The organism is Catellatospora aurea (genome assembly GCF_042663325.1).
GTDB classification, from domain to species: domain Bacteria; phylum Actinomycetota; class Actinomycetes; order Mycobacteriales; family Micromonosporaceae; genus Catellatospora; species Catellatospora aurea.
In genome coordinates this window covers 59,770-84,188 of sequence record NZ_JBHTAC010000005.1, presented here as the reverse complement: position 1 = coordinate 84,188, position 24,419 = coordinate 59,770, and the positions used below count along the sequence as shown (strand labels likewise).

At 70.5% G+C, this 24,419-nt stretch carries 25 protein-coding genes and 2 tRNA genes; 16 read left to right on the top strand and 11 right to left on the bottom strand.

Annotated features, from left to right (window positions below):
- The first annotated feature begins 111 nt into the window (after positions 1-111).
- The 3 genes from ACFQO7_RS06905 to ACFQO7_RS06895 all read left to right on the top strand — a co-directional run bounded on the left by ACFQO7_RS06905 (position 112) and on the right by ACFQO7_RS06895 (position 2,427).
- The gene (locus ACFQO7_RS06905) at positions 112-375 is read left to right on the top strand and encodes a hypothetical protein (RefSeq protein ID WP_376805633.1); all 264 of its coding nucleotides are present in this window, start codon (positions 112-114) and stop codon (positions 373-375) included.
- 130 nt (positions 376-505) lie between these two features.
- Positions 506-1,135 carry a hypothetical protein gene (locus tag ACFQO7_RS06900; RefSeq protein ID WP_376805632.1) on the top strand — a complete coding sequence of 210 codons (630 nt, stop codon included), beginning with the start codon at positions 506-508 and terminating at the stop codon, positions 1,133-1,135.
- Between the two features lie 74 nt (positions 1,136-1,209).
- A complete protein-coding gene (locus ACFQO7_RS06895) occupies positions 1,210-2,427 on the top strand; it encodes a deoxyguanosinetriphosphate triphosphohydrolase (RefSeq protein ID WP_376805631.1) in 1,218 nt (405 codons plus the stop codon).
- Between the two features lie 71 nt (positions 2,428-2,498).
- Here ACFQO7_RS06895 and ACFQO7_RS06890 read toward each other — a convergent pair whose 3' ends face one another.
- Positions 2,499-3,341 (bottom strand): hypothetical protein, encoded by an 843-nt coding sequence (locus tag ACFQO7_RS06890; protein ID WP_376805630.1) that lies wholly within the window; start codon positions 3,339-3,341, stop codon positions 2,499-2,501.
- A gap of 55 nt (positions 3,342-3,396) precedes the next feature.
- On the opposite strand from ACFQO7_RS06890, the gene dnaG reads away from it, so the two are divergent.
- The 6 genes from dnaG to ACFQO7_RS06860 all read left to right on the top strand — a co-directional run bounded on the left by dnaG (position 3,397) and on the right by ACFQO7_RS06860 (position 9,602).
- A complete protein-coding gene (gene dnaG, locus ACFQO7_RS06885; RefSeq protein ID WP_376805629.1) occupies positions 3,397-5,241 on the top strand; it encodes a DNA primase in 1,845 nt (614 codons plus the stop codon).
- Entirely contained in the window at positions 5,241-5,753 is a 513-nt protein-coding gene (locus tag ACFQO7_RS06880; RefSeq protein WP_376805628.1) for a hypothetical protein, read from the top strand. The genes dnaG and ACFQO7_RS06880 overlap by 1 nt, the downstream gene beginning before the upstream one ends.
- A gap of 168 nt (positions 5,754-5,921) precedes the next feature.
- Positions 5,922-6,836 carry an ABC transporter ATP-binding protein gene (locus ACFQO7_RS06875; protein ID WP_376805768.1) on the top strand — a complete coding sequence of 305 codons (915 nt, stop codon included), beginning with the start codon at positions 5,922-5,924 and terminating at the stop codon, positions 6,834-6,836.
- Positions 6,836-7,591 carry an ABC transporter permease gene (locus ACFQO7_RS06870; RefSeq protein WP_376805627.1) on the top strand — a complete coding sequence of 252 codons (756 nt, stop codon included), beginning with the start codon at positions 6,836-6,838 and terminating at the stop codon, positions 7,589-7,591. The genes ACFQO7_RS06875 and ACFQO7_RS06870 overlap by 1 nt, the downstream gene beginning before the upstream one ends.
- A gap of 11 nt (positions 7,592-7,602) precedes the next feature.
- On the top strand, positions 7,603-8,424 hold the full coding sequence (locus ACFQO7_RS06865) for an ABC transporter permease (protein ID WP_376805626.1): 822 nt from the start codon (positions 7,603-7,605) through the stop codon (positions 8,422-8,424).
- 254 nt (positions 8,425-8,678) lie between these two features.
- A complete protein-coding gene (locus ACFQO7_RS06860; RefSeq protein ID WP_376805625.1) occupies positions 8,679-9,602 on the top strand; it encodes a hypothetical protein in 924 nt (307 codons plus the stop codon).
- Positions 9,603-9,620: 18 nt separating this feature from the next.
- On the opposite strand, the gene ACFQO7_RS06855 is transcribed toward ACFQO7_RS06860, so the two are convergent.
- A complete protein-coding gene (locus ACFQO7_RS06855; RefSeq protein ID WP_144119525.1) occupies positions 9,621-9,827 on the bottom strand; it encodes a hypothetical protein in 207 nt (68 codons plus the stop codon).
- A gap of 168 nt (positions 9,828-9,995) precedes the next feature.
- On the opposite strand from ACFQO7_RS06855, the gene ACFQO7_RS06850 reads away from it, so the two are divergent.
- Together ACFQO7_RS06850 and ACFQO7_RS06845 are read left to right on the top strand one after the other, a co-directional pair.
- A tRNA-Asn gene (locus ACFQO7_RS06850) sits at positions 9,996-10,071 on the top strand.
- A 174-nt stretch (positions 10,072-10,245) separates the two neighbouring features.
- On the top strand, positions 10,246-11,706 hold the full coding sequence (locus ACFQO7_RS06845; RefSeq protein WP_376805624.1) for a hypothetical protein: 1,461 nt from the start codon (positions 10,246-10,248) through the stop codon (positions 11,704-11,706).
- A gap of 57 nt (positions 11,707-11,763) precedes the next feature.
- Here ACFQO7_RS06845 and ACFQO7_RS06840 read toward each other — a convergent pair whose 3' ends face one another.
- Positions 11,764-12,573 carry a serine/threonine protein kinase gene (locus ACFQO7_RS06840; protein ID WP_376805623.1) on the bottom strand — a complete coding sequence of 270 codons (810 nt, stop codon included), beginning with the start codon at positions 12,571-12,573 and terminating at the stop codon, positions 11,764-11,766.
- A 155-nt stretch (positions 12,574-12,728) separates the two neighbouring features.
- On the opposite strand from ACFQO7_RS06840, the gene ACFQO7_RS06835 reads away from it, so the two are divergent.
- Positions 12,729-12,802, top strand: a tRNA-Ile gene (locus ACFQO7_RS06835).
- A gap of 1,079 nt (positions 12,803-13,881) precedes the next feature.
- Here the strand turns inward: ACFQO7_RS06835 and ACFQO7_RS06830 are convergent.
- From ACFQO7_RS06830 to ACFQO7_RS06820, 3 genes are all read right to left on the bottom strand, one after another.
- Positions 13,882-14,385 (bottom strand): hypothetical protein, encoded by a 504-nt coding sequence (locus tag ACFQO7_RS06830; RefSeq protein ID WP_376805622.1) that lies wholly within the window; start codon positions 14,383-14,385, stop codon positions 13,882-13,884.
- A gap of 148 nt (positions 14,386-14,533) precedes the next feature.
- Positions 14,534-15,202 carry a carbonic anhydrase gene (locus ACFQO7_RS06825; protein ID WP_376805621.1) on the bottom strand — a complete coding sequence of 223 codons (669 nt, stop codon included), beginning with the start codon at positions 15,200-15,202 and terminating at the stop codon, positions 14,534-14,536.
- Positions 15,203-15,285: 83 nt separating this feature from the next.
- Positions 15,286-15,591, bottom strand: a complete 306-nt coding sequence (locus ACFQO7_RS06820) for a hypothetical protein (RefSeq protein WP_376805620.1) — start codon at positions 15,589-15,591, stop codon at positions 15,286-15,288.
- Between the two features lie 310 nt (positions 15,592-15,901).
- Here ACFQO7_RS06820 and ACFQO7_RS06815 point away from each other — a divergent pair, with 310 nt between their 5' ends.
- The gene (locus tag ACFQO7_RS06815) at positions 15,902-16,075 is read left to right on the top strand and encodes a hypothetical protein (protein ID WP_376805619.1); all 174 of its coding nucleotides are present in this window, start codon (positions 15,902-15,904) and stop codon (positions 16,073-16,075) included.
- Positions 16,076-16,388: 313 nt separating this feature from the next.
- On the opposite strand, the gene mraY is transcribed toward ACFQO7_RS06815, so the two are convergent.
- Both mraY and ACFQO7_RS06805 read right to left on the bottom strand, forming a co-directional pair.
- Positions 16,389-17,504: a phospho-N-acetylmuramoyl-pentapeptide-transferase gene (gene mraY, locus ACFQO7_RS06810; RefSeq protein ID WP_376805618.1), complete on the bottom strand. Its 1,116-nt coding sequence runs from the start codon at positions 17,502-17,504 to the stop codon at positions 16,389-16,391.
- Complete coding sequence (locus ACFQO7_RS06805) at positions 17,501-17,659, bottom strand: hypothetical protein (RefSeq protein ID WP_376805617.1); 159 nt, start codon at positions 17,657-17,659, stop codon at positions 17,501-17,503. Before ACFQO7_RS06805 ends, mraY begins: the two co-directional genes overlap by 4 nt.
- Positions 17,660-17,990: 331 nt before the next feature.
- Here ACFQO7_RS06805 and ACFQO7_RS06800 point away from each other — a divergent pair, with 331 nt between their 5' ends.
- Together ACFQO7_RS06800 and ACFQO7_RS06795 are read left to right on the top strand one after the other, a co-directional pair.
- Complete coding sequence (locus ACFQO7_RS06800; RefSeq protein ID WP_376805616.1) at positions 17,991-18,338, top strand: ArsR/SmtB family transcription factor; 348 nt, start codon at positions 17,991-17,993, stop codon at positions 18,336-18,338.
- A gap of 77 nt (positions 18,339-18,415) precedes the next feature.
- Positions 18,416-20,044 (top strand): SulP family inorganic anion transporter, encoded by a 1,629-nt coding sequence (locus tag ACFQO7_RS06795; protein ID WP_376805767.1) that lies wholly within the window; start codon positions 18,416-18,418, stop codon positions 20,042-20,044.
- A 224-nt stretch (positions 20,045-20,268) separates the two neighbouring features.
- Here the strand turns inward: ACFQO7_RS06795 and ACFQO7_RS06790 are convergent, their stop codons facing one another.
- The 3 genes from ACFQO7_RS06790 to ACFQO7_RS06780 form a co-directional block, all read right to left on the bottom strand.
- On the bottom strand, positions 20,269-21,189 hold the full coding sequence (locus ACFQO7_RS06790; protein WP_376805615.1) for a sigma 54 modulation/S30EA ribosomal C-terminal domain-containing protein: 921 nt from the start codon (positions 21,187-21,189) through the stop codon (positions 20,269-20,271).
- A gap of 55 nt (positions 21,190-21,244) precedes the next feature.
- Positions 21,245-21,451 (bottom strand): DUF2795 domain-containing protein, encoded by a 207-nt coding sequence (locus ACFQO7_RS06785; protein ID WP_376805614.1) that lies wholly within the window; start codon positions 21,449-21,451, stop codon positions 21,245-21,247.
- A 101-nt stretch (positions 21,452-21,552) separates the two neighbouring features.
- A complete protein-coding gene (locus tag ACFQO7_RS06780) occupies positions 21,553-23,370 on the bottom strand; it encodes a phosphoenolpyruvate carboxykinase (GTP) (protein ID WP_376805613.1) in 1,818 nt (605 codons plus the stop codon).
- 192 nt (positions 23,371-23,562) lie between these two features.
- Between ACFQO7_RS06780 and ACFQO7_RS06775 the strand changes: the two genes are divergently transcribed.
- Positions 23,563-23,907, top strand: coding sequence for an ArsR/SmtB family transcription factor (locus ACFQO7_RS06775; RefSeq protein WP_376805612.1), 345 nt, complete (start codon positions 23,563-23,565; stop codon positions 23,905-23,907).
- The last annotated feature ends 512 nt before the right edge of the window (positions 23,908-24,419 follow it).

Sequence of the window (24,419 nt, the reverse complement as noted above, 5' to 3'; positions counted from 1 at the left end):
GTTCCCTCACTTAACGTCTCCGCAACGCGAATGTCAATAACCATCGATGCCAACGTGCGCCGATCGCAGGGTTGTGGTACCTTGGTACCCAAGTACCTCGGAGGTGGAGCGATGAACGCCAAGAGACAGTCGCCGCTGAAAGTCGATCCGGACATCGACGAGCTGATCTCTCAAGGCGCTCATTTCCTCGGGCTGACGAAGAAGGACCTTGTCGCGGAGGCGGTCAAGAATTACCTCGCGGCCCGGCGCGAGGAACTGCACCAGCGGATGACGGAAGCGATGCGGGTGCTGGACGGCACCACCTCCTCCCGCGTCGCCATGCTCGCCGGGGTGTCTCCGGACGACGTCGAACGGCTCGGCGGGATACGGGAGTAGCACGCGGAGCGTGTCCGGCCAACCCTGCGCTGCCTGCGCGACGACCTGAAGATGGAGTCGCCGTCAGTCGACCGGCTGCTCGATGAGATCGACCACCCACTGCTCGCCAAGGCATCGGAACAGTTCGCCGATGCGACCACCCCCCCACGAACGCATCGCCGCCGTCGACGACCGGGTCCTGTTCAAGGTCAAGGTGCAGCGCTGGCGCGGAGCGGTTCTGGTCGAACCCGACCTGCCATGGCTGGTTGCCGCAGGTTGGCGTGAGTCCGGCAGCAGCGACGACTTCTACGCCGCACTCGCCGCAGACGCACGGAGCGCTCGGGCGCGGTACAACGCCGACGCCAGACCTGCGCTGACCACCGACACCTACACCGCTCACCTGCTGCCGACACATGACGACCGGTTGCGGCAGCGCCTGGAGCGGGCCACTCGTTTCGTCCGTGGCCTGGAGGCGCTCGTACCGGAACTGGTGCGGCAGTCCTTGCGAGACGGTCATGAGAGAACGGCCGAACTCGACTCGTTCGACCTGGGTGTTCAAGTCCGGGCCGAACACGGACACGAGACCTACGTGGCCGTCCGCGTCCGGGGATCGGTGCCGCCGAACCTCGTGCCGGTGATCCTCGACATCGTGCCTGGCTGCGATCGCACCGGCTGGTACCCGGAAGCGGCACTGCCGGACCGGGCTCTGCACCCCAACGAGCAGGCCTGGTCCAACATCATGGACACCGCGGTGGCGGCGAAGTTGCTGGACGTCGACTGAGCACCGACGACCGGCCGCCCGACGTTCACCGTTGCGTGCGTGAGGATGCCGGTCGCGGTCAGTAGCATTGGTTGATGGTCGATCCCAGCGAGCGGTTCATCCCCGAGCCTTCGAAGGACACCGGTTTCGGGCGCAGCCCCTACGAGCGCGACCGGGCGCGGGTGCTGCACTCGGCCGGGTTCCGGCGGCTGGCCGCCAAGACCCAGGTGCACACCGCGGGCAGCGGCGACTTCCTGCGTACCCGGTTGACGCACTCGATCGAGGTGGCGCAGATCGCCCGTGAGATGGGCGCCCGGCTGGGCTGCGACCCCGACGTCGTCGACGTCGCCGGGCTGGCCCACGACCTGGGGCATCCGCCGTTCGGGCACAACGGCGAGGACGCGCTCGACGAGGTCAGCCGGGCCTGGGGCGGGTTCGAGGGCAACGCGCAGACGCTGCGGGTGCTCACCCGGCTGGAGGCCAAGGTGGAGGGCGCGGGGCTCAACCTCACCCGGGCCTCGCTGGACGCGACCTGCAAGTATCCCTGGCCGCGCCGGGAGGGCACCCGCAAGTTCGGGGTGTACGCCGACGACCGCCCCGTCTTCGACTGGATGCGCCTGGGCGCGCCCGACGACGACCGGCGCTGCCTGGAGGCGCAGGTCATGGACTGGTCCGACGATGTGGCGTACTCGGTGCACGACGTCGAGGACGGCCTGTACTCCGGCTTTGTCGAGCTGCGGCCGCTGCTGATCGACGCCGACGAGCGGGCGGCGCTGTGCGCGGACGTGGCGCAGGTGTACTCGTCGGAGTCGCCGGCGGTGCTGCACGAGGCCCTGATCGAGCTGCTCGCCGATCCCGTCGTCGCGCCGCTGGCCGGATACGACGGCTCGTTCAAGGCGCAACTGGCGCTCAAGCGCTGCACCAGCGTCCTGACCGGACGGTTCGTCGCCGCCGCAGTCGACGCCACTCGCGACAAGTACGGCGACGGCCGGCTGCGCCGCTACGACGCGGATCTGATCGTGCCGTCCGCCGCCCGGATCCGCTGCGCCCTGCTCAAGGGCATCGCGCTGCGCTACGTGATGCGCCGCCGGGGCATGGAGCCGTGGTACGACGAGCAGCGCCAGATCCTGCGCGACCTGGTGCGGCTGCTGGCCGACCGGGCCCCGGACGAGCTGGACCCGGTCTTCGCCCCGCTGTGGCGGGCCGCGGCCGACGACACGGCGCGCCACCGGGTCGTGGTGGACCAGGTGGCCTCACTGACCGACACCGCCGCCCAGGCCTGGCACCAGCACCTCACCATTCCCGGCACCTGACCTCCGCCGAGCCCCCCGACGCGTGCGCCGCCGCGCAGGGTCGGCCTGCGGTTTCCGGGAAACTGCGGGAATCAGGAGCCCGATTCCCGCAGTTTCCCGGAAATTGCAGCGTGGGTTTCGGCGGAACCCGGCGGCTCGGTGACGGGGAGTTCGGCGGCGGGCTCGGCGAGCGTGGTGGGCGCTTCGGCCGGGGTGCCCGCGTCGTGGAGCGGGTGCGGGCGGGACGGGAAGAGGTCGAGCACGTCCAGGGCGCGGGCGGCGAGCAGGCGTTCGCGCTCGGCGGCGTCGCGTCGCACGGTCCGGCTGACCCACCAGAGGTGGACGGCGGCCGAGGCGGCGAACAGTGCCACGACGAGCAGGAACAGCGCCCAGCCGTCGTTGTCCAGGGCGTTCAGGGCGTAGCCGCCGCCCGCGGCCAGCAGCGCGCTGTTGACCAGGCCGATGCTGGCCGCCAGGCCGACGGCCTCGCGCTGCCGCTGTCGTCCGGGTCCCGCGCTCGGCAGGAACAGGCCGGGGTCGTCGAGCGTGGGCAGCAGCACGTACGGGGCGACCTGCGGGGCGCGGCGCACCAGGTAGCTGCGCAGCGCCTGTTCGGCCAGCCCGTAGCGGTGCGCCGTGCCGGTGAAGCGCAGCTGCCGGAGGAACACGGCCGGGCCCATCAGCAGCAGCAGCGCGCCGAGGGCCGCGATGACGCCGAGGCGCACCTCGGCGTCGATGTCGCTGCCGACCAGGCCGGCGGACACGGCCGCGACGGCGGTGGCGATGACCAGGAAGAAGTTGTACCGGTTGTGGGCCTGGTCGCTCACCGCCCGGCGCATCTCGATGATCTTCTGGTACTCGGTGAGCGCGACGGTGAGCTCGATGTCGTCGGCGGCGCGGCGGGCAGGGTCGGGGGTGAGGGTGGGATGGGCCACGATCGCACGGTATCGGCTGTGCGCCCGCCGGGCATCGGCTGGCAGGATGTAGCGCATGGCCGGGGGTCGCATCCGTGATGAGGACATCGCGCTCGTACGCGAGCGCAGCTCGATCGTGGACGTGGCCGGTGAGCAGGTCACCCTGAAGAACGCGGGCGGCGGCAACCTCAAGGGGCTTTGCCCGTTCCACGACGAGAAGACCCCGTCGTTCACCGTGTCCCAGGCCCGCAACGTGTGGTTCTGCCACGGCTGCGGCGAGGGCGGCGACGTGATCAACTTCGTGCAGAAGATCGATCACCTGAGCTTCATCGAGTCCGTCGAGCGGCTGGCCGACCGGGCGGGCATCCAGCTGCGCCGGATCGAGGGCGGCCCGGCGGTCGAGCGCCCGCAGCACGGCCAGCGCCAGCGCCTGGTCGCCGCGCACGCCGCGGCCCAGGAGTTCTACGCCGAGCAGCTGCTCACGCCGGGGGCGCGGGCGGCCCGGGAGTTCCTCGCCGAGCGCGGCTTCGACCGGGACGCGGCCCAGCGATACGGCTGCGGCTTCGCGCCGGTGGAGTGGGACCTGCTGGTCAAGCACCTGCGCGGGCGCGGCTTCACCGCCGCCGAGATGGAGACCGCGGGCCTGGCCCGGCCCGCGCGTTCGGGCAGCCTGGTGGACCGGTTCCGCCGCCGCCTGCTGTGGCCGATCCGGGACGTCTCCGGCGACGTGATCGGGTTCGGGGCGCGCAAGCTGTTCGACGACGACGACGGCCCGAAGTACCTGAACACCCCCGAGACGCCGCTGTACAAGAAGTCGCACGTGCTCTACGGCATCGACCAGGCCAAACGCGAGATCGCCAAGCAGGGCCGGGCGGTGATCGTCGAGGGGTACACCGACGTGATGGCCTGCCACCTGGCCGGGGTGACCACGGCCGTGGCGACGTGCGGCACCTCGTTCGGCGCGGATCACATCGGGGTGCTGCGGCGGCTGCTGCTGGACACCGACGCGTACGCAGGAGAGATCATCTTCACCTTCGACGGCGACGCCGCGGGGCAGAAGGCGGCGCTGCGCGCGTTCGGCGACGACCAGCGCTTCGTCGGGCAGACGTTCATCGCGGTCAGCCCGGACGGCATGGACCCCTGCGAGCTGCGCCTGGCCCGGGGCGACCTGGCCGTGCGTGACCTGGTCGCCCGCCGCGAGCCGCTGATCGCGTTCGCGCTGCGCTCCACGCTCGCCCGCTTCGACCTGGACACGGTCGAGGGCCGGGTGGCCGCGCTGCGCACCACGGCCCCCATGGTCGCGAAGATCAAAGACCGGTCACTGCTCACCGGGTATGCCCAGAAGCTCGCCGGGGACCTCGGCGTCGACGTCGACCAGGTGCGTACGGCGATCCGCAGCGCCGACAGCGCGACGGTGCCCGCGCCCCGCCCGGCCGCGGCCACCCCCGACAGCCCGCGCCTGGTGGTCGAGCGCGAGGCGCTCAAGCTGGCGATCCAGCAGCCGGTGCTGGCCGGGCCGGTGTTCGACGCGGTCGACGAGACCCTCTACGCCCACCCGCCGTACCGCGACGTCCGGGCGGCGATCGCCGCGGCCGGCGGCGCGTGCGCCGGGGTGGCCGGAGCGGGCTGGGTCAACAGCGTGCGCGACGCCTGCGCCGACCTGGCCGCGCAGATGCTGGTCATGGAGCTGGCCGTGGAGCCGGTGCGCTACGACGGCGAGCCGGACTCCGGCTACCTGCACGTCGTGCTGGCCCGCCTCCAGCTCGCCGGGCTCAACCAGCGCATCGGCGAGGTGAAATCGCGGCTGCAGCGGATCAACCCGGTCACCGAGTCCGACGAGTACCGGGCGCGGTTCACCGAACTCGTCGCCCTGGAGCAGCACTCCCGGGCGCTCAAGGAGAAGGCCGCCGGAGGGCTCTGATGAAGTTTCGACTGTTCGGCGGGCGGCGTACGCTGCCCGCGGAGCGCCGCCCGCAGCTGTCCGCCGACGAGCGGGTGCTGGCCTGGGCTCCCATGGGCGAGGACACCGTCGTCGCCACCAACCTCGGCCTGTGGTGGGACGAGCAGCGCACCGGCTGGCACCGCATCGACAAGGCGGTCTGGGACGGCGAGGCGCTGGTGGTCACCCCGGCCGAGGTCGTCGCGGAGCGCGCCGGCTACGAGGTGGTCGCCGACGGCACCCCGGTGCGCCTCAAGCTCACCGACCCCGACCACCTGCCGCACCAGGTGCGCCTGCGGGTGACCAGTTCGGTGCAGCACCCGCAGCACCACGAGCTGCCCGGCGGCGGCGCCTGGATCTTCGCCCGCCGCGTTCCCGGCGTGAACGGCCTGTCCTGGACCGTCCGCTACGACCACGGCACCGACGGCGACGACCCGGCCACCGTCGCCGCCACCGACCAACTCATCGCCACCACCCGCGGCGACCTCCTCTGACCCCGCACGAAGGAAGGGCACCTTCTTATCGCTCCGCGTATAAGAAGGTGCCCTTCCTATCGCTGGGGTGGCGTGGTGCGGGCAGGTTGATCGATTAATCGGGAAAAAGGGCGCGAGTTTGTCGGGGGCCGGGGATAGGGTCGCCGCGTGAGTGACCAACGACCCCCGATGATCCATGCCCGCGGACTGGTCAAGCGGTTCGGCGACTTCACCGCGGTGGACGGCATCGACCTGGAGGTCGCGCCCGGCGAGGCGTTCGGCTTCCTCGGCCCCAACGGCGCGGGCAAGTCCTCCACCATGCGCATGATCGGCTGCGTGTCCACGCCGACCGCCGGTGAGCTGCGCATTCTCGGCATGGACCCGGTGCGTGAGGGCCCCGCGATCCGCGCCCGGCTGGGCGTGTGCCCGCAGACCGACAACCTCGACCCCGACCTCACCGTGTTCGAGAACCTGACCACCTACGCGCGCTACTTCGGCATCCCGCGCGCCGAGGGTCGCCGCCGCGCCGCCGAGCTGCTGGAGTTCGTGCAGCTCACGGAGAAGTCGGGCAGCACCGTCGACCCGCTGTCGGGCGGCATGAAGCGCCGGCTGTCCATCGCCCGCGCGATGATCAACGAGCCGGACCTGGTGCTGCTCGACGAGCCCACCACCGGCCTCGACCCGCAGGCCCGCCACCTGCTGTGGGAGCGGCTGTTCCGGCTCAAGCAGCGCGGCGTCACCCTGGTGCTGACCACGCACTACATGGACGAGGCCGAGCAGCTGTGCGACCGGCTCGTGGTGATGGACGCGGGCAAGATCGTCGCCGAGGGCTCGCCGCGCCACCTCATCGAGACGTACTCCACCCGCGAGGTCGTCGAGCTGCGCTTCGGCGACGACGCCCCAGCGACGTACGTGGAGAAGCTCGCGGGCATCGGCGAGCGCCTCGACCCGCTGCCGGACCGGCTGCTGCTGTACAGCGCCGACGGCGACGCAGCCGTGAACGAGGTGCACCGGCGCGGGTTCACCCCGTCCAGCGTGCTGGTGCGGCGCTCGACCCTGGAGGACGTGTTCCTGATCCTCACCGGCCGGACGCTGGTCGACTGATGGACGGCACGTTCGCGGTGTTCAACCGGGCGCTGGTCGCGTACCGGCGGCTCTGGCAGGCCTCGGTCTTCTCGTCGTTCATCCTGCCGGTGCTGTTCGTGCTCAGCATCGGCATCGGGGTGGGCGGCTACATCAGCGGCGTCGACGGCGTCAGCTACCTCGACTGGATCGTGCCGGGCGTGCTCGCCTCGACCGCGTTCCAGATGGCGGTGGGGGAGTCGACCTTCCCCGTGCTCGGCGACTTCAAGTGGGTGCGCGGCTACCACGCGATGCGGGCCACCCCGGTGCGCATCGCGGACATGATCGCCGGATACCAGCTCTACATCATGTTCCGGGTGGTCATCGCCGCGGTGGTGTTCCTCGGGGTCAGCGCGCTGTTCGGGGCGATCCACTCGCCCTGGGTGGTGCTCACGCCGCTGGTCTGCGCGCTGCTCGGGGTCGCGGTCTCCGCGCCGACCTCGGCGTTCGCGGCCTCGATCGAGAACGACAGCTATTTCGCGTTGCTGTTCCGGTTCCTGGTGATCCCGTCGACGCTGTTCGCCGGGGTGTTCTTCCCGGTGTCGCAGCTGCCTGAGCTGCTGCGGCCGCTGGCGTACGCGTCGCCGCTGTGGCACGCGGTGGAGCTGTGCCGGGCGGCCACGCTGGGCGTCGCGCCGCCGTGGCCGGTCGCCGCGCACGTGGCCTACCTGCTGGCCTGGGCCGGGCTGGGTTATCTGCTGGCGCTGCGCGCGTTCCGCCGCCGGCTCGCGGACTGAGGGGACGGACCATGGTCACCACGTATGCCGTCGCGCGGGTCGCCCGCGGCAACCGGCTCTCGCCCGCGCGAGTGGGCGCGGTCATCAACCGCAACGTCGGGGCGCTGCGCTCCGGCCCCGCGTACTGGCTGGTCCTGGCCTCGGGCTTCTTCGAGCCGGTGCTCTACCTGCTGTCGATCGGCGTCGGCGTCGGCGCGCTCGTCGGCGACCTGACCTTGAAAAACGGCGAGGTGCTGCCGTACGCCAACTTCGTCGCCCCGGCGATGCTGGCGGTCTCGGCGATGTCCGGCGCACTGGCCGAGACCACCTTCAACTTCTTCTTCAAGTTCAAGTACGTCAAGACGTACGACGCCATGCTGGCCACCCCGCTGCGCCCGATGGAGATCGCGACCGGCGAGCTGACCTGGGCGATGATCCGCGGTTCGCTGTACACCGGAGCCTTCCTGGTCGTCATGGTGGCGCTGGGCCTGACCACGCCCGGCTGGGCGCTGCTGGCCTTCCCCGCGACCTGGCTGGTGGGCCTGGCGTTCGGCGCGGTCGGCATGGCGGTGAGCACGTTCATCCGCGGCTGGCAGGACTTCGACCTGATCAGCACCGGGCAGTTCGCGCTGTTCCTGTTCTCGGGCACGTTCTCGCCGGTGCAGGACTACCCGCTGCCGGTGGAGATCCTGATCGCGATCACCCCGCTGTACCACGCGGTGGAACTGATCCGGGGCATCACCACCGGCATGCTCTCCTGGTCGATGCTCGGCAATGTGGCATACCTGCTGGTCATGCTGGCTGTCGGCCTGTACGTGGCGAGCCGCCGTCTTACGTCTGTGCTCTGCCGTTAAACCTGTTTCCGATCGCCCGCGAGAGCGGCCGCTCGGTGTCTTCCGGAGCGCAGCGGAGGATGACGCCGATTAAGGCCGCGGCAGCCGGCGACCAGGTCACAGCGTGAATGAGCGCATGAGCGAGATCATGCTCATGCGCTCATTTGTTAGGTTCTATTTGTCTGATGTGGATCAGGCAGGTACGTTCTCGGCAACACGCCGCCGGGCGGAGGTGACCGATGCGCCTACGACACCCCGACGGACAGACTGTGCACGTGGCGACCGTCGTGTCCGTCGAGAACGTCAAGGACGTGCGCGCGCTCTTGAAGACGCTGGACGCCCGCGTCGTGCCGCAGCGCCAGCGCCTGTTCGCCGACGTGCTCAGCGTGAGTCTGCGGCTCGGGCCCATCCTCGCCGCCACCCTCGCCTCCTCGCTCGGGCTGCGCCAGCGGCTGCGCCACGAGCTGGCCGTGCGGCGGCTGGAGGTGGTCACCCTCGACACCGGCCCCGACGTCACGCCGCCCGACGGCAGCTGGCGCACCTGGTGGATGCACACCCTCGACCTGGCCCGGGTGCTGGTCGACCTGCTGCCCGAGGACAGCGCCCACGGCTCCATCTCCACCACGCTGCCGCGCTCGGCCGTCGCCGCGCTCACCGGTGACGAGGCCGACGGCGAGACCGACACCGCGGCCGACGAGATCCGCCGGGAGCAGCGCGAACGCGAGTGGCAGGTGGCGACCCGGCTGATGGCCGACCTCAGCGGCGGCCTGACCGAGATCGCCTGGCACACCGGCCGGCTCGTCCGGGTCGCGGTCGAGGCCGCCCCGAACACCCTGGTCACGGGCTCGCAGGATGTCGTGCGGCTGCTGGAGCGCGCCGACCCGGCGCGGATCGGCGCCTGCCTGAGCGCCGAGCAGCTCGCCCACGCCGCGGAGAGCCCGGCCCAGGCGCTCACCCGGCTGCGCCGCGCCCGGCTGTCCGTGGTGAAGCTGCGGCTGGGGCACCACGCCGACGGCACCGATCTCGCCGCGGTCGCCCGGTCGATGCTGGCCGCGGTGCTCGGCGGGGTGCACGCCGGCTGCGACCACCTGGAGGTCGACGGCACCGAGGAACTCGACGCCGCCCGCGACGAGCTGAGCGCGGTGGGACTCGACGGCGCGGCGGACCGCCCGATGCCGGGGGTCGGCCGCGCCGGATAGATCCGCGCGAAAGGGGCTTCAGACCTGCTGGTTCAGCTTGCGCAGGCCCTCGTCGTAGAGCTTCGCGGCCTGCGCCTGGACCAGACCCGCCGCCTCCTGCACCGTGGGGTGCTCCATCACCTTGCGCGTGGTGGCCACCAGGTCGTCATAGGTCTGCCGTCCGGCCCGGGTGCCGAACACGAACCCGACGGCCGCACCCGCGGCGAACCACACCAGCTTCCCCATCGTGCCTCCTCAGCCTCGATCGCGTAGTACGCCCCATCCTGCCTGTTGCGGGCACACCGCGACACCAGACCGGCCAGGGTTACCCGTTTGCCATACCCGGGGGAGCGTCCTGTAGTCTTGTCGAGGCGCGCCGCTGAGGAGAGATCCGCAGGGTCGCTAGGAGCACATTCCCCTGTAGCTCAATTGGCAGAGCAGCCGGCTGTTAACCGGCAGGTTCTTGGTTCGAGTCCAAGTGGGGGAGCCAAGCAGACAGACCCCGGCCTTGTGGCCGGGGTTTTTTGCTGCTCTTCGCGCTCACGTAATGCGAATAAAAGACATGTATGACGGTTTTGCCTCATTTGCTGCTGTTGTCGGTCATATGCTCCGTCTCGGTGTTTTCGCACCTCAGACGTCATCTCACGCAGCGGAGGCATTGCGTATGACAACCCGACTCCACCGGACGGCCCGCAGGGCGGCGCACACGGCGCTGCTCAGCCTGGCCCTGGTGACCGGAGCGGCTTCGGCCGCCACGGCCGGCATGCCCGGCCTGAACAAGGCACTGCAGGACCTGGAGACCGCCGCGTCACCGGACGTGACCATCGGCAACGCGATCTTCGACACGGCCACGGTGAGCGAGGTCGCCGAAGGGGTGGCCGGTTCGCTCGTCTTCGAGCTGTACGGGCCGGACGACGCGGAGTGCACGGGCGACATCATCTTCAACCCGACCGTCGTGACCAGTGGATCCGGTGAATTCCGCTCGGGTGACTTCGTCCCGACGGCACCGGGGACGTACCGATGGATCGTCCGGTTCAACACCGGCACCGAGACGATCGAGTCGGGTTGCAACGACGAGGGCGAGGACACGGACGTCCTGCAGGCCACGCCGCGGGTGCGGACGCTCGCCTCCGACGACGTCCCGCTGGGCGAACCGATCTTCGACCGGGCCCGGCTCACCGGCGGCTACCAGCCGACCGGCACGCTCACGTTCAGCCTGTACGGCCCCGGGGACGACGTCTGCGAGGAGGCGCCGGTCACCACCTCGACCAGGACGGTCACCGGCAACGGCCCGTACCGGTCCGACCCGTTCACGCCGACCGTGCCCGGCACCTACCGCTGGCGCGCCGACTACAGCGGCGACGCCAACAACGCGCTCGCCGGCACGGCCTGCAACGACGAGCTGGAGCAGGTCACCGTCCGCGCCGTGCCGACGCTGGCCACCAACGTGACCGCCCCCGAAGTGGACCTGGGCGCGGCCGTCAGCGACACCGCGACCCTGACCGGCGGCCTGCGCGCGACCGGCTCGATCGTCTTCACCCTGTACGGCCCGAACGACGAGGACTGCGCCACCGACCCGGTGTTCACCTCGGACCCGGTGACGGTGACCCCCGACGGCACGACCTACGAATCGGGCGACTTCACCCCCGACGCGGCCGGCACCTACCGGTGGATCGCCACCTACAGCGGTGACGCCAACAACGAAGAGGTCGCGACCCAGTGCGGTGATGAGGACGAGACCGTGATCGTTCGCGGCGACCAGGTCACGCCGGTCCTCACCACCCGGGTGTCGCGGGGCACCACCTACCTCGGCAAGCCGGTCACCGACATCGCCACCCTGTCCGGCGGCGCCGACCCGACCGGCACCATCACCTTCAACCTGTACGGACCCGGCGACGCGACCTGCTCGCGTACCCCCGTCTTCACCTCCGTCGTGGACGTCACCACCGGCAACGGCGACTACACGTCCGGTGAGTTCCGGCCCCGCGTCCCCGGCGCCTACCAGTGGGTCGCCGAGTACAGCGGCGACGAGAACAACGCAGGCGTCGTGACCGAGTGCGGTGACCCCGCCGAGCAGTTCATCGTGAAGAAGAAGCCGCCCTACGGCGGCGTGCCGCGCCCGTAGTACCCGAACACCTCCGGTGGGCTCGACGACTGTCGGGCCCACCGGTCTTTGCGCAGCTCACGCTGTCGCGGCCCGCCAGGCTTCGGTCAGCTCGGCGACGGTCGCGTGACGGCCTTCGGGGCGCGGGGCGGTCGCCCTGGTGATCACGTCCGACTGGCGGTCCGTGCCCCGCCACGCGGCCTCGACGTCGCCCGCGTCCAGCAGCAGGCGCAGCATCCGGCCCAGGTTGAACACCGTGGTCCGCTCGTCGATCACCGCGCCGCGGCGGAACTCCTCCGGGGCCATGAACCGGGTCGAGCCGGGCAGGCGGTCCGCCTCCAGCGTGAACGGTCCCGGCCGGTACTCGTCCATGTCGACGAGGTGCATCCGCGACGCGGCGAAGTCGTACAGCAGGCAGCCGTCGTAGAAGTCCACCGCGACCAGGCCCGCCGCCGTCACCGTGACATGCGCGTCGAGCACCGCGTCCAGGGCCGCCTCGACCCGGTCCGTCGGCAGCGCCCGGAAGCGGGCCAACGCGCCGTCGGGGTCCGTGCGCACCGCGGCCCCGCGCGGATCGGCCGGGTACAGCACCCCGCCGTCCCGCCACGGGTACACGAGCACGGACTCGCCGGAACGCAGCCGGTACGCGGCCAGAGGCGCGACGATCGACTCGTGCGCCACCGCCGCGTGCACCGACAGTGCGCGGTGCAGCAGCCGGTCGTGCTCGGCCCGGAACACCTTCACGAAGCGCCGCCCGGGGGACGTGGCGATGCCGTACGACAGGCAGCCGGAGCCCTGCAGTTCGAAGGCGGCGAAGCGGGTGCCCAGGGCGTCGAGCCAGGTCGGCAGGTCGTCGTCGGCAGGGATCGGCGTCAGGGGAATCGGCATGTCGCGACGGTAGGGGACCGGGCTCGCTGGTGCGATCCGATATCGGGGCGCTGCCCGCGGGCCATGGCCGACCGGCCAGGAGTGTCGCGCTGATATCAGGCGTGTGAGCGGCGGCTCAGATTCGCTACGCTATGCGCGCCGGGATGATCCGGCGCGGGGCGGTAGCTCAGCAGGTTAGAGCAGGGGACTCATAATCCCTCGGTCGCGGGTTCGAGTCCCGCCCGCCCCACCGAGCAGCAAGCGCCTGAACTGCGAGTTTGTTCAATCTACCCGGTCTCCGGGCGCCTCGCCAGGGGTTTTTGATCTCCTTGCGTGGCCATTGCGTGGCCACGAGAGAGGCGAAAATCCCTCGGATACTCCTGCGCGGTGACGCCATAGGCTGGCTGAGGGTGTCCTCTGCGTCATCGTGTCAGGCGGCCGGGTACGCCGCGGAGCTGTCCCGGAGGACGCGCTCCACAGGACTTGCTGCAGGACCTGCTCCTGTTCCTCGTCGTCGATCTCCTCGGGCGCTGGCGGCGGCTCGCCGTGCTCATTCGCGCGACGTCGCGGCGTCCTGGACAAGCCCCTCGGGCTGCCCGGAGCTCAACTCGTCGCCCGGAGCGTCGCCAGCGCTCGCCTGCACTCCGTCGCCGGAATCGCGGCCAGCGCCATCGGGACTATGGGCGCGGTGGGCGGGACTGTCTGGGGCATGGCCAAGTGCCACCAGGCCAGCCTTCTGTGCCCGGCGGAGAAAGCTGGCGGCGGCGAAGCTGGTTTGCCTGCCGTGGAAGTACGTCGTACAGCCGAACGCGCAGTCCGTCTGTATCTTGAGTCCAGTTCGCGGCCGATGGTCGCGTCGGTGGCCCGCACGCTGGGGGTGCGGTGCCGAGATATTGCCTAACAACAGGTCTACGAAGCCCACGTGCCAGTGGTCGACGGTCTGCCAGGACTGTGTGACCTCGTCGAACTCCCACTTCGCCCGACCCCGGCGGACCTCGTCGATGCCCAACACCTCGACTGGTGCGGCTGGTCGGGCAGCACCACGGCGGCGTGCGTGGTGCCGCCACCACCGGCCACGACACGTCCTGATCTCGTGCGGACTGTACGATCGTGCGCTCACCGTCGGCGACCACCGCGCCGGCGGCCGACCGCAGCCGTGTGGTCAGCCGCTCGCGGGCCGGGACGACGGTCACGGCCTGGGTAAACGACCGTCTGGCTGTCACCGGGGTTGCAGCGCCGTGCTGACGGCTACACCGCAGGTCGTTCAGTGAGATGCCGGCACCGGATAAACCCGGAGTTCGGCAGGTGGCGAGGGGGTGTTTCGGATGCTCAGGACTTTCTGACGACGCTCGACTTGAGCTGCATCGGGCCGATGCCGTCGAACATCGCGGTCGGTTCGGTGGGGAACACGCGGTGGGCCCAGCGGGTCGGCGAGTCGGCTCCTTCCGGCGGCAACGGCAGCGGGCCGGGCGCGCGTCGCAGCACCGCGACCGCGCTGTGCACCGAGGGGAACATGTCCAACGCGGCACCGGGCGAAGCGGCCAGCAGGCGAGCCGGTGGCGCGATGAGGGAACCGCCGCGCCCGTTGTCGTCACCGGCGAGCGCGCTCAAGCCGGCGTCCGTCCATGCGGTCAGGCCCTGCACCAGGAAAGGACCCGATCCGGTCAGCTGGGCGGCGGTGGTACGCAACTGCGCGGCCTGCTGCGGGTCGAGGACGTCGGTGAACACGGCCACACCGTCGTGTACGCGTGCCCGGGCCTGATGGGCGAACTGCCCGATCGGCGCGGGTCGTCGTGACATCGCGTCGTACGGGGCCGCGCCCCAGATCGGCACATCAACCCCCGCTGCTGCGTAGATTGGGACTTAACAACTTTAGCAAGTCACTAGTGATCGGATGTTCGCGGAGTGTGCCAGCGCCGCGACGATGCGCGTCCGGGGCCGGGCGTCGGTACACCTGTGCGCCTGGCGGCGTGCTTGTCCGCTACATGAAGCGCACCTTCCCGGTGTCCAGGTCGTAGACGGCCCCGGCGACGTGCAACTGTCCGGTCTGTGCCCGGCTGGCGATGAGCGGGCTGGCGTGGAGCCTGCGGACTTGCAGGGTGATGTTGGCCCGGACCGCGTTGGCGACCAGGTCACCTGGCCTGCCGACGACCTTCTCGACGGCAGGGCGCAGGTGCCGCACGAGGACGCCGCCGTGCCCCGAACCGGGGGCCGAGCCGGTGACTGCTTCGACGGCGGCGGTGACCGCACCGCAGCGTTCGTGGCCCAGGACCACGACCAGCGGCGGGTGGAAGTGTTCCAGCGCGTACTCGATGCCGGCGGTGACGACCTCGTCGGCGATGTTGCCGGCGACGCGGTTGTCGAACACGTCGCCCAGGCCCTGGTCGAACAGGATCTCCGGGGCGACGCGTGAATCCGCGCAGCCCAGCGTGATGACGAACGGCTGCTGCCCGGCGGCGAGCTGGTGCTGGCGGCGGGGCTGCTGATGGGGGTGGCGGGCCCTGCCTTCGGCGAACCTGCGGTTGCCGTCGGAAAGGCGCGCCAACGCTCGCGAGGCGGTGCGGGGTGGGACGGGGGACGCGGCCTGCGCGAAGCCGGGGCCGGGCAACGCGAGCGGCAGTCCGGCCGCCAGCAGTGCACGTCTGTGCATGATGGTTCGTCCTTGCGCGGTGGGTTCATGCCGGCGCGTCGCACCGGGCCGCAGGTTCGAGGTGTGGCAACGCGCGTGGGCGGCTACGTGCCGCCCGGCGACCTGAGGACCGGGCCGGGCGCATTGTCGGGATCGATCGCGCAGGGCTCGGCGCACAGAACCTGCCGGGCGATCGGGCAGACCCGGGTGATCAGCAGGAAGTCGTGGTGTGGCCGGATCTCGAGGAACCCGGCGACCTGCAGCGCTGTCAACGCGGCCAGGACCCGGTCGGTCGGCTCGCTCAGATCGTCGGCGCAGGCGACCGGGTCGACGGTGGGAACACCACGGTCGCATGCGGCGACGATCTTGGCCAGCAGCGGTCGCTGCAGCTGCGTCCACAGCCTGTCCACACGAGGTCCAACGAATCCCTGGCCGAACGACACATGCCGCAAAGACCTCCAAGCTCGTGATATTAGTCACATAAGGTGCGCAATGAGTACATCACGCAATTGAAGATGTACTCAATTAGTGAGCCGTGCGAGTGCGGCAGCAGTCACCGTGCGTGTTGTTGGCGCCAGGGCGCCGAGGTGTCGCCGTGTTGCGGCAGCAATGTGACCGAGATGGCGGCCTCCGGACGGCAGGGATCGTGCGCCAGGTGGCTCGCGCCGCTTGCGGGCAGCGGGTCGTACCCGTCGACCGACCGTGTTGAAGGGCAGAACGATGTATCTCCTGTTCGGAAAGTGGTACCTGTGGTACCTCGCCGTGCTCGGGCTCGGCGCACTCGGCGGCCTCGTCGTGCTGGTGCGGATCCTGATCGAGGGCTCGCGGACGGATACGGCCGTGCCTGCCGATCAAGGCCAAGACGAGGCCGTCGACTCCGAGGCAGACCGATGAGCCCCGTCCGTTGAGCTGCCTGGTTTCCGGCGGTGAGTTCAACGGCTCCGCGGTCCCGCCGCGCGGCCGGCGCGGCGATCGTTGCGTCGTGCCCGAAGCCCGGGGGATCGGGCTTGCCCGCCTGGGCCTTCGCCGTGCTGCCCCGGACGGCGCGCAGCGTCGGCCGCGCGGCCAGCGGTCTCGTGGGCGAGTCCGCTGCCGCGATCTGCTGCCGAGGCCAAACGCGGCCGGATGCCAGCTGCGTTGCCGGGTTGAATGGCGCGGTCGCTGCGGGAGCCCGCCCGGGGCGGCCTCGGTGGTCTGCCGCGGTCGATCAGCTCGTCGCGGTCAGGAACGCGCCGTAGAAGATGCCCAGCCCGATCGCGGCGAATATCCCCCCGATGACCCAGAACCGGATCACCACGTTGATCTCACTCCACCCCTTGAGTTCGAAGTGGTGGTGCAGCGGGGAGTTCAGGAAGACCCGTTTGCCGGTGGTCTTGAACGAGATCCGCTGGATGACCAGCGACATCGTGATGATCACGTAAAGTCCGCCGATGATCGGCAGCAACAGCACGGTACGGGTCGCCACCGCCATCGCCGCGACCAGGCCGCCGAGCGCGAAGGCGCCGGTGTCGCCCATGAAGATCTTCGCCGGGGAGGCGTTCCACCACAGGAACCCCACCAGCGCCCCGGCCGCCGCGGCGGCCAGCATCGCCACCTCCAGCGGGTCCCGCACCGCGTAGCAGTACTGCAGGCCACTGGCGTTGTAGCCACCGGGCGCGATGTCGGCGCACCAGTGCCGGTACTGCCAGAACGCGACCAGTCCGTACGCGGACAGCACCATGATGGACACACCGCTGACGAGCCCGTCCAGCCCGTCGGTGAGATTGACCGCGTTGGTCGTACCCATCACCACCAGGACGAACAACGCGACCGCGCCGTACTTGGACAGGTCCAGCCAGTCGATGTCGCGCACGAACGACAGGGTGGTGCTGGCGACGGTCTGCCCGTTGGTGCTCTCAAAGGTGAGCGCCACGATCCCGAACGCCACCCCGACCACCAACTGGCCGATCAGCTTGCCCCGCTCGCTGAGACCGGCGCTGTTGCGCTCCCGAACCTTCAGCCAGTCGTCGATGAACCCGACAGCGCCGCTGAACACGCACACCCCCAGCAGCACCAGCCCCGTCATGGTCGGCGCGACCTGGGCGATCTGTGCTGTCGGCAGGCTGCCCAGGGCCAGGTGTCCGGCGACGTACGCGATCAGCGTGGCCACGACGATCACCACTCCACCCATGGTGGGGGTGCCCCGCTTGACCAGATGGGTCTGTGGCCCCTCGACCCGGATCGGCTGGCTGTACTTCAGCCGGGCGAACCCCTTGATGGCCAGGGGCGTGCCCAGCAGGGTCACCAGGAAGGCGACCACCGCCGCAATCAATACCGCTCTCACCGGGCACCCGCCTCATTCCCGGCCGTCCCGCTGGTGGACTCCCAGAACCGCCCCGCCACCGTCCAGGTCAGGTAGCACGAGCCTTTCATCAGCACCCCGGAACGTAGCTGCTGCCGATGTGCCGCCACGGCCGCGTCCTGATCGACTATTCGCACCGACTCTCCTGTCCTGCCCGTGGCCTGCCCGCCCAGCGCCACCATGCAACGGAGCACGGCGAAGGCTAGCCGTTCCCGCCGCAGGGTAGTCAATCCCGTGGTGCCGCCGCCGTCAGGGCCTCGCCGCCACGGCCTGCTCGGATGGGCTATGAAGGTCGGCAGGCCGGCCGCGGTGGTCCTGGCGGCAGATCGTGGCATTGGGGCCGGCCAGCACCGGCAGGCGCCAGTCGCAGTGATCCGCATCACATGGCTTGCGTTGTGCATCTGTGTAGCAATTGAAAAGGTGTTCAATTGCTGAGTCAGTCATCGCTGCGAGTGGGGTTGTCGGGTCGTGGGTGTGCCGATGTACGAGAGCAAGGCCGAGTTCTTCCGGACCCTGGGTCATCCAGTGCGCATCCGCGTGCTGGAGCTGCTCGGCGAAGGGCCCAAGGCCGTGCGGGACCTGCTCGCCGATGTGGAGATCGAAGCGTCGAGCCTGTCCCAGCAGCTGGCGGTGTTGCGCCGCGCGGGGATCGTCGTGTCCTACCGTGACGGCGCGGCCGTGATGTACGCCCTGTCCGGGCCCGATGTGGCTGAGGTGATGGCTGCCGCGCGCCGGTTCCTGACGGCGATGATCGCCGGGCAGGCCGAGCTGCTCGACGAGCTGCGCGTGGCCGAGTCCGCGGCGGTGGCGCAGTGAGCGGTGTGGCGGCGGTGTGCCGCGGCGGCTGGGATCGGGTGTCGGCGTTGCTGCCCGGGCGTGCGGACTGGACGACCATGCGCCGCCAACCCCGCCGTGACCTGCTCGCGGGGCTGACCGTCGCGGTCGTCGCGCTGCCTCTGGCACTGGGGTTCGGCGTGTCCTCCGGGCTCGGCGCCGCGGCGGGTCTGTCCACCGCGATCGTCGCCGGAGCCCTCGCTGCGCTGCTGGGCGGCTCCAACCTGCAGGTCTCCGGACCGACCGGCGCGATGACGGTAGTTCTCGTGCCGATCGTGCACCGGTTCGGATCCGGCGGTGTGCTCACCGTCGGCCTGATCGCCGGTGTGCTGCTCGTGGCCCTCGCCCTGGCGCGCGCAGGCAGGTACGTGCGTTACGTGCCCGCACCGGTCGTGGAGGGCTTCACCGCGGGCATCGCCGCGGTGATCTTCCTGCAGCAGGTGCCCGCCGCCCTCGGCGTACCCGTCCCGGAAGGGGAGAAGGTCACCGTCGTGGCGTGGCACGCGATCGTCGACTTCGCCGCCCATCCCCAGTGGACCGCCATGGCGCTGGCGCTCGGCGTGGCCGCGGTGATGCTGGTAGGCGCCCGATGGAAGCCGGGCGTGCCGTTCTCGCTGCTGGCCGTCGCAGCGGTGACCGTCGTGGCGGTGATCGCGCACCTGGACGTGGCCCGCATCGGCGCACTGCCCGCTACGCTGCCCGCCCCGTCGCTGGACTTCCTCGACCCGGCTGCCGTGCCGACGCTGCTCACCTCGGCGGTCGCGGTGGCGGCGTTGGCCGCGCTGGAGAGTCTGCTGTCTGCCACCGTCGCCGACGGCATGACCGTCGGCCAGCGCCACGACCCCGACCGGGAACTGTTCGGCCAGGGCGTGGCCAACCTCGTCACGCCCCTGTTCGGCGGCGTGCCCGCGACCGCCGCGATCGCCCGCACCGCCGTCAACGTCCGCACCGGTGCCGGCTCGCGCCTTGCCGCGCTCACCCACGCCCTGGTCCTTGCCGTGATCATGCTGGCGGCCGCGCCGCTGGTCGCGCACATCCCGCTCGCGGCGCTGGCCGGGGTGCTGCTGGCCACCGCGATCCGCATGGTCGAGGTGAGCTCGCTGCTCGCACTGGCCCGCTCGACCCGTTCGGACGCGGTGCTGATGGTGCTCACCGCGGCCGCGACCCTGGCCCTGGACCTGATCGCGGCGGTCGGCATCGGCCTGGTCCTCGCCACTTTCCTGGCGGTGCGCAAGATCGCCCGCGCGGCGACGCTGGAGCAGGTGCCCCTCGACGTGGCCGACCACCATGCCGAGGAGGCGGCGCTGCTGACCGAGCACATCGTCGCGTACCGGTTCGACGGCCCGCTGTTCTTCGCCGCGGCCCACAGGTTCCTCCTGGAGCTGACCGAAGTCGCCGACGTGCGGGTGGTCATCCTGCGCATGTCGCGGGTGTCAGCCGTCGACGGCACCGGCGCCAGCGTGCTACGCGACGCGATCGAACGCCTCGAACATCGCGGCATCACCGTCTACCTGTCCGGTGTACGGCCCGAGCACGAGCGCGCGCTGTCCGCGATCGGCGTACTCGAACGCCTGCGGGCACAGAGCCGGCTGTTCGCTCACACCCCGGACGCGATCACCGCAGCCCGGGCGCTGCTGCACCGGACCGGGGTACTCGCCGGCGCCGAGCCGGCGCTGAAGGCAGCGTGAGTACGCGTGCAGGCACATAGACGCGCGGCCTGGCAGGCTTACCTGGCCGTCGCGACGCAGCTGCTGCCTGCGCTGCGGCGTGCCGCCCTTGAGGACATGGTGCTGTCCGGGCAGTTCGCGGCCCTGAGCGAGCGCCTGGCCGCAGGGCATCATTGGTGGGGTGTCGACGGTGAGCGGATGTCGGCGATCGCGGCCCGGGCCGACGCGATGCATCACTGCGGGGATCACGCCGGAGCCGCGGTGCTGTTGCGGGCGTTGGCGGTGCGGCTGTTCGCGATCTCCAGCAGCATGCCGACAGCGTCGTGTGACGGCTGCGATCCGCAGTGACCTGCCGCGGCCGCAGCGTCGGCCTGTGCGCCTACGGCCGATGGCGGCTGCGGCGATGCGTCCGGTGTCATGGGGCTGATCAGGCCCAGGTCCCCGTCGTGGCGGCGGTAGAGCAGATTGCCGCGGCCGGTGCCGCGGTCGGTGTAGAAGATGAACGGCACCGCGTTGGTGGCGAGCCGGTGCGCGGCCTCGGCGGGGCCGAGCACGGATGCGGGCCGGGCGTCGACCTGGACCGCCGCCGGGATCCGGCTCGACGATGCCGTGGCCTGCCGGGTCATCCGCAGCTGGTCGTATCCGCTGCGGTAGATGACGGCGTCGGCGCCGGTGTCGGCCTCGGTGAACAGGTGTGCCTCGTAGTCCATGGCAGACAACCGCATCGCCGCTTGTGCAGCGGTGGCCGTCTGCAGCCGCACCGCTTTGAGCCGGGCGATGGCGCCTTCGCCGGGCATTGCGAGTCTGCGCCGGAACGGCAGCGGCGTTGTGGCCGAGTCCATGCTGCGCGCCAGGCGGTGGATCTGGCGTTCCAGCCGGTCGAAGGCTGCCGTTGCGGCGGCGTAGGGGCTGCGGGCGGAGATCTGGATGCGGACGGGTTCCCCGCGGACCTGCAGGTTGACCTGGATCAGGGTCGGCCCGGGTGCGCAGTCGCCGGCGGTGATGCGCAGCCGGACCGGTCCGGCTGCGTTGGCGTCGGCGGCGACCACGGCCGCGACCGCCTGCCGGGTGAGGTCGGCGAAGCCGGGATCGACCTCGCCGCGGGTACACACCTCGACGCGGACACCACCCTGCCGGGGCACGGGCTGCCAACCTGAGGACGCCATGGCCGCCTCCATCTACGCCCTGGTGCCGTGCTCGTGGCACGGCACCAGGGCCGGGTCAGTCGCCGATAGGGATGTGGGTCAGGTCGGTCCACAGGTCACGCATGGCCGGATAGGAGCGCTCGGGCAGGGTCCGGATCACCTCGATGACCTCGGGCCGGGCGTGACTGCCCGCGGCGAAGGCGAGGAGCCGGTCGCGGGTGGCGGGTCCGGCGGTGAACGCGGTTTCGATGTGGTCGGCCAGTTCGGTGCGGGTCACGGTCACCGGGTGTGCTCCTTCACGGGTGTCGGGTTGGTGGCGTGGCCCGCCGCTCGGGGAAGGAGGAGGGGTTCGACGGGCCACGCCACGATCATGGGATGTTGCGGTTAACGCAGCCTTGCCTTCAGCTCGTCGAGTTCGACCCATAGCGTGCCGGGCAGTTTGTGCCCGAAGCCGTGGAACCATTCGGTGATTTGCGGGACCTCCACTGCCCACTCGAGGGGGTCGACGCGCAGCGCCTCGACTAGGTCCTCGTCGGCCAGGTCGAGGCCGTCGGTGTCGATCGCCGCTGGGTAGGGGACCATGCCGATCGGGGTGTCGACGGCGTCGGCGGTGCCTTCGAGGCGTTCGACGACCCACTTGAGGACGCGGGAGTTCTCGCCGTAGCCGGGCCACAGGAACCGGCCGTCCTCGCCGCGGCGGAACCAGTTCACCTGGAAGATCTTCGGCAGCTTGTCGGGGTCGGCGTCCTTGCCGATGGTCAGCCAGTGGTTGAGGTAGTCGGCGGCGTGGTAGCCGATGAACGGCAGCATCGCCATCGGGTCGCGGCGCACGACGCCGACCTGCCCGACCGCGGCGGCGGTGGTCTCCGAGGACAGGGTCGCGCCCATGAACACGCCGTGGTTCCAGTCCCGCGACTGCGTCACGAGGGGCACGGTGGTCTTGCGGCGGCCGCCGAACAGGATCGCCGAGATCGGCACCCCGCGTGGGTCGTCGTACTCCGGTGCCAGGATCGGGCACTGGCTGATCGGGGTGCAGAACCGCGAGTTGGGGTGGCTGGAGGGCTTGCCGGTGTCGGGGGTCCAGTCGTTGCCGTGCCAGTCGGTCAGATGCTGCGGCGGGGTGCCCATGCCCTCCCACCACACGTCGCCGTCGTGGGTGAGCGCGACGTTGGTGAACAGCGAGTTGCCCCGGGCCAGGGTCCGCATCGCGTTCGGGTTCGTCGAGTAGTCCGTGCCGGGGGCGACGCCGAAGAATCCGTATTCGGGGTTGACCGCGTACAGGCGCCCGTCCTCGCCGAAGCGCATCCAGGCGATGTCGTCGCCCAGGGTCTCGACCTTCCAGCCGTCGATGGTCGGCTCCAGCATGGCCAGGTTGGTCTTGCCGCACGCCGACGGGAACGCCGCCGCGACGTAGTGCACCACCTGCTGCGGGCTGGTGAGCTTCAGGATCAGCATGTGCTCGGCCAGCCAACCCTCGTCGCGTGCCATCACGCTGGCGATGCGCAAGCTGTAGCACTTCTTGCCCAGCAGCGAGTTGCCGCCGTAGCCCGACCCGTACGACCAGATCTCGCGGGTGTCGGGGAAGTGGGCGATGTACTTGGTGTCGTTGCACGGCCACATCACATCCGCCTGGCCGGGTGCCAGGGGTGCACCGACCGAGTGCAGCGCGGGCACGAACTCGGCGTCTTCACCCATGACGTCGAGGACCGGGATACCCATCCGGGTCATGATCTTCATGCTGGCCGCGACATACGCCGAGTCGGTGATCTCCACCCCGAACTTCGGGTCCTCGGCGTCCAGAGGGCCCATGCAGAACGGGACTACGTACATCGGCCGACCGGCCATGCTGCCCCGGTACAGGCCGGTCATGAGCTGCTTCATCTCGGCCGGGGCCATCCAGTTGTTGGTCGGGCCGGCATCGTCGGCATCGACCGAGCAGATGAAGGTGCGCTCCTCGACCCGGGCAACGTCCGAGGGGTCGGTGCGGGCCCAGAACGAGTTCGGCCTGTGCTCGGGGTTCAGCCGCACCAGGGTGCCGGCGTCGACGAGCCGCCCGGTCAGGCGCTGCCATTCCTCGTCGGAGCCGTCGCACCACACCACCTCGGCGGGTGTGGTCAGCGCGGCCACCTCGGCCACCCACGCCAGCAGCCGCGGATGGGTGGTCGGGGCGGGGGCCAGGCCGGGCGTCGTTGCCACAGTCATCGATCACGTGCCTTTCTGCGCGAGGACGGCACCACGACACCGCCCTCTACTAATTGCTAACTTTAGCAACTTGCTATGTCGTGTAGTCTGGGGTGGTGACGCGAAAATGTCACACGACGGCCAGCCGGGCCGCCCAGACGTCGAACGCACGTCTGGGCGGGTACGGTGTCTTGCGACGAAGGGGGTGGACCGGTGAGCAAACCGCTGTATCAGGCCAAAGCGGAGTTCTTCAAAGCCCTGGCCCACCCGGCCCGCATCCGTGTCCTGGAGTTGCTGTCCGTCCGGGAGCATTCGGTCGGGGAGATGCTGCCCGAGGTCGGTCTCGAATCGGCGCACCTGTCCCAGCAGCTGGCCGTCCTGCGCAAGATGAACCTCGTCGTGGCCCGCAGGGAAGGCTCGACGGTCTACTACTCCCTGGTCAGCCCGCAGGTGGCCGAACTGCTGGCCGTCGCGCGGCGCATCCTCACCGAGGTCCTGGCCAACCAGGTCGGGCTGCTGGACGACCTGCGCGCAGCCGAACCAGTCGGCCAGCCCTAACCGCAGCACCCCTTGACCGGGCGGGCGTGTCGGGCGAGGTTTCCTTCTCTCGTGCTCGCCTGACACGCCCGGCCCATCATCGAAGCTCGCCCACCGCCACGGCCAGGCCCGGGGGCTGCGACATGCGGCTGGGCGGGCGCAAAAAAGCGCTCGCGGCCGTGAAGCGACCCGTCAGGCACATGTGGCAAGGACAATTGCCGTGAGCGGCGATGCCGGTGCCGAGCCACATTTCCGGCGCAGTGAGGACGTCGCGGCGACCGTCTACCGGTTCGCCTGCCCCGCGGGGGCGCCTGCTTCACGGCAGCGACCTGACCCGGGCGATCGGCCAGACCTGAAGCCGCTGGACTTCGGCTGGCAAGCCATGCGCCCGTGTCGCCGGCTTGGACCCCGGTGCCCGACGCCGTTGTCGATGCGCCGGGGCGGCTTGAGGTCGAGCCGGACCGGCGCAGGTCTTGGCAGGCGGCAGGCCCGGCCAGTGATCAGATGCGACTCGTCGCGCCGGCTTGGGCGCC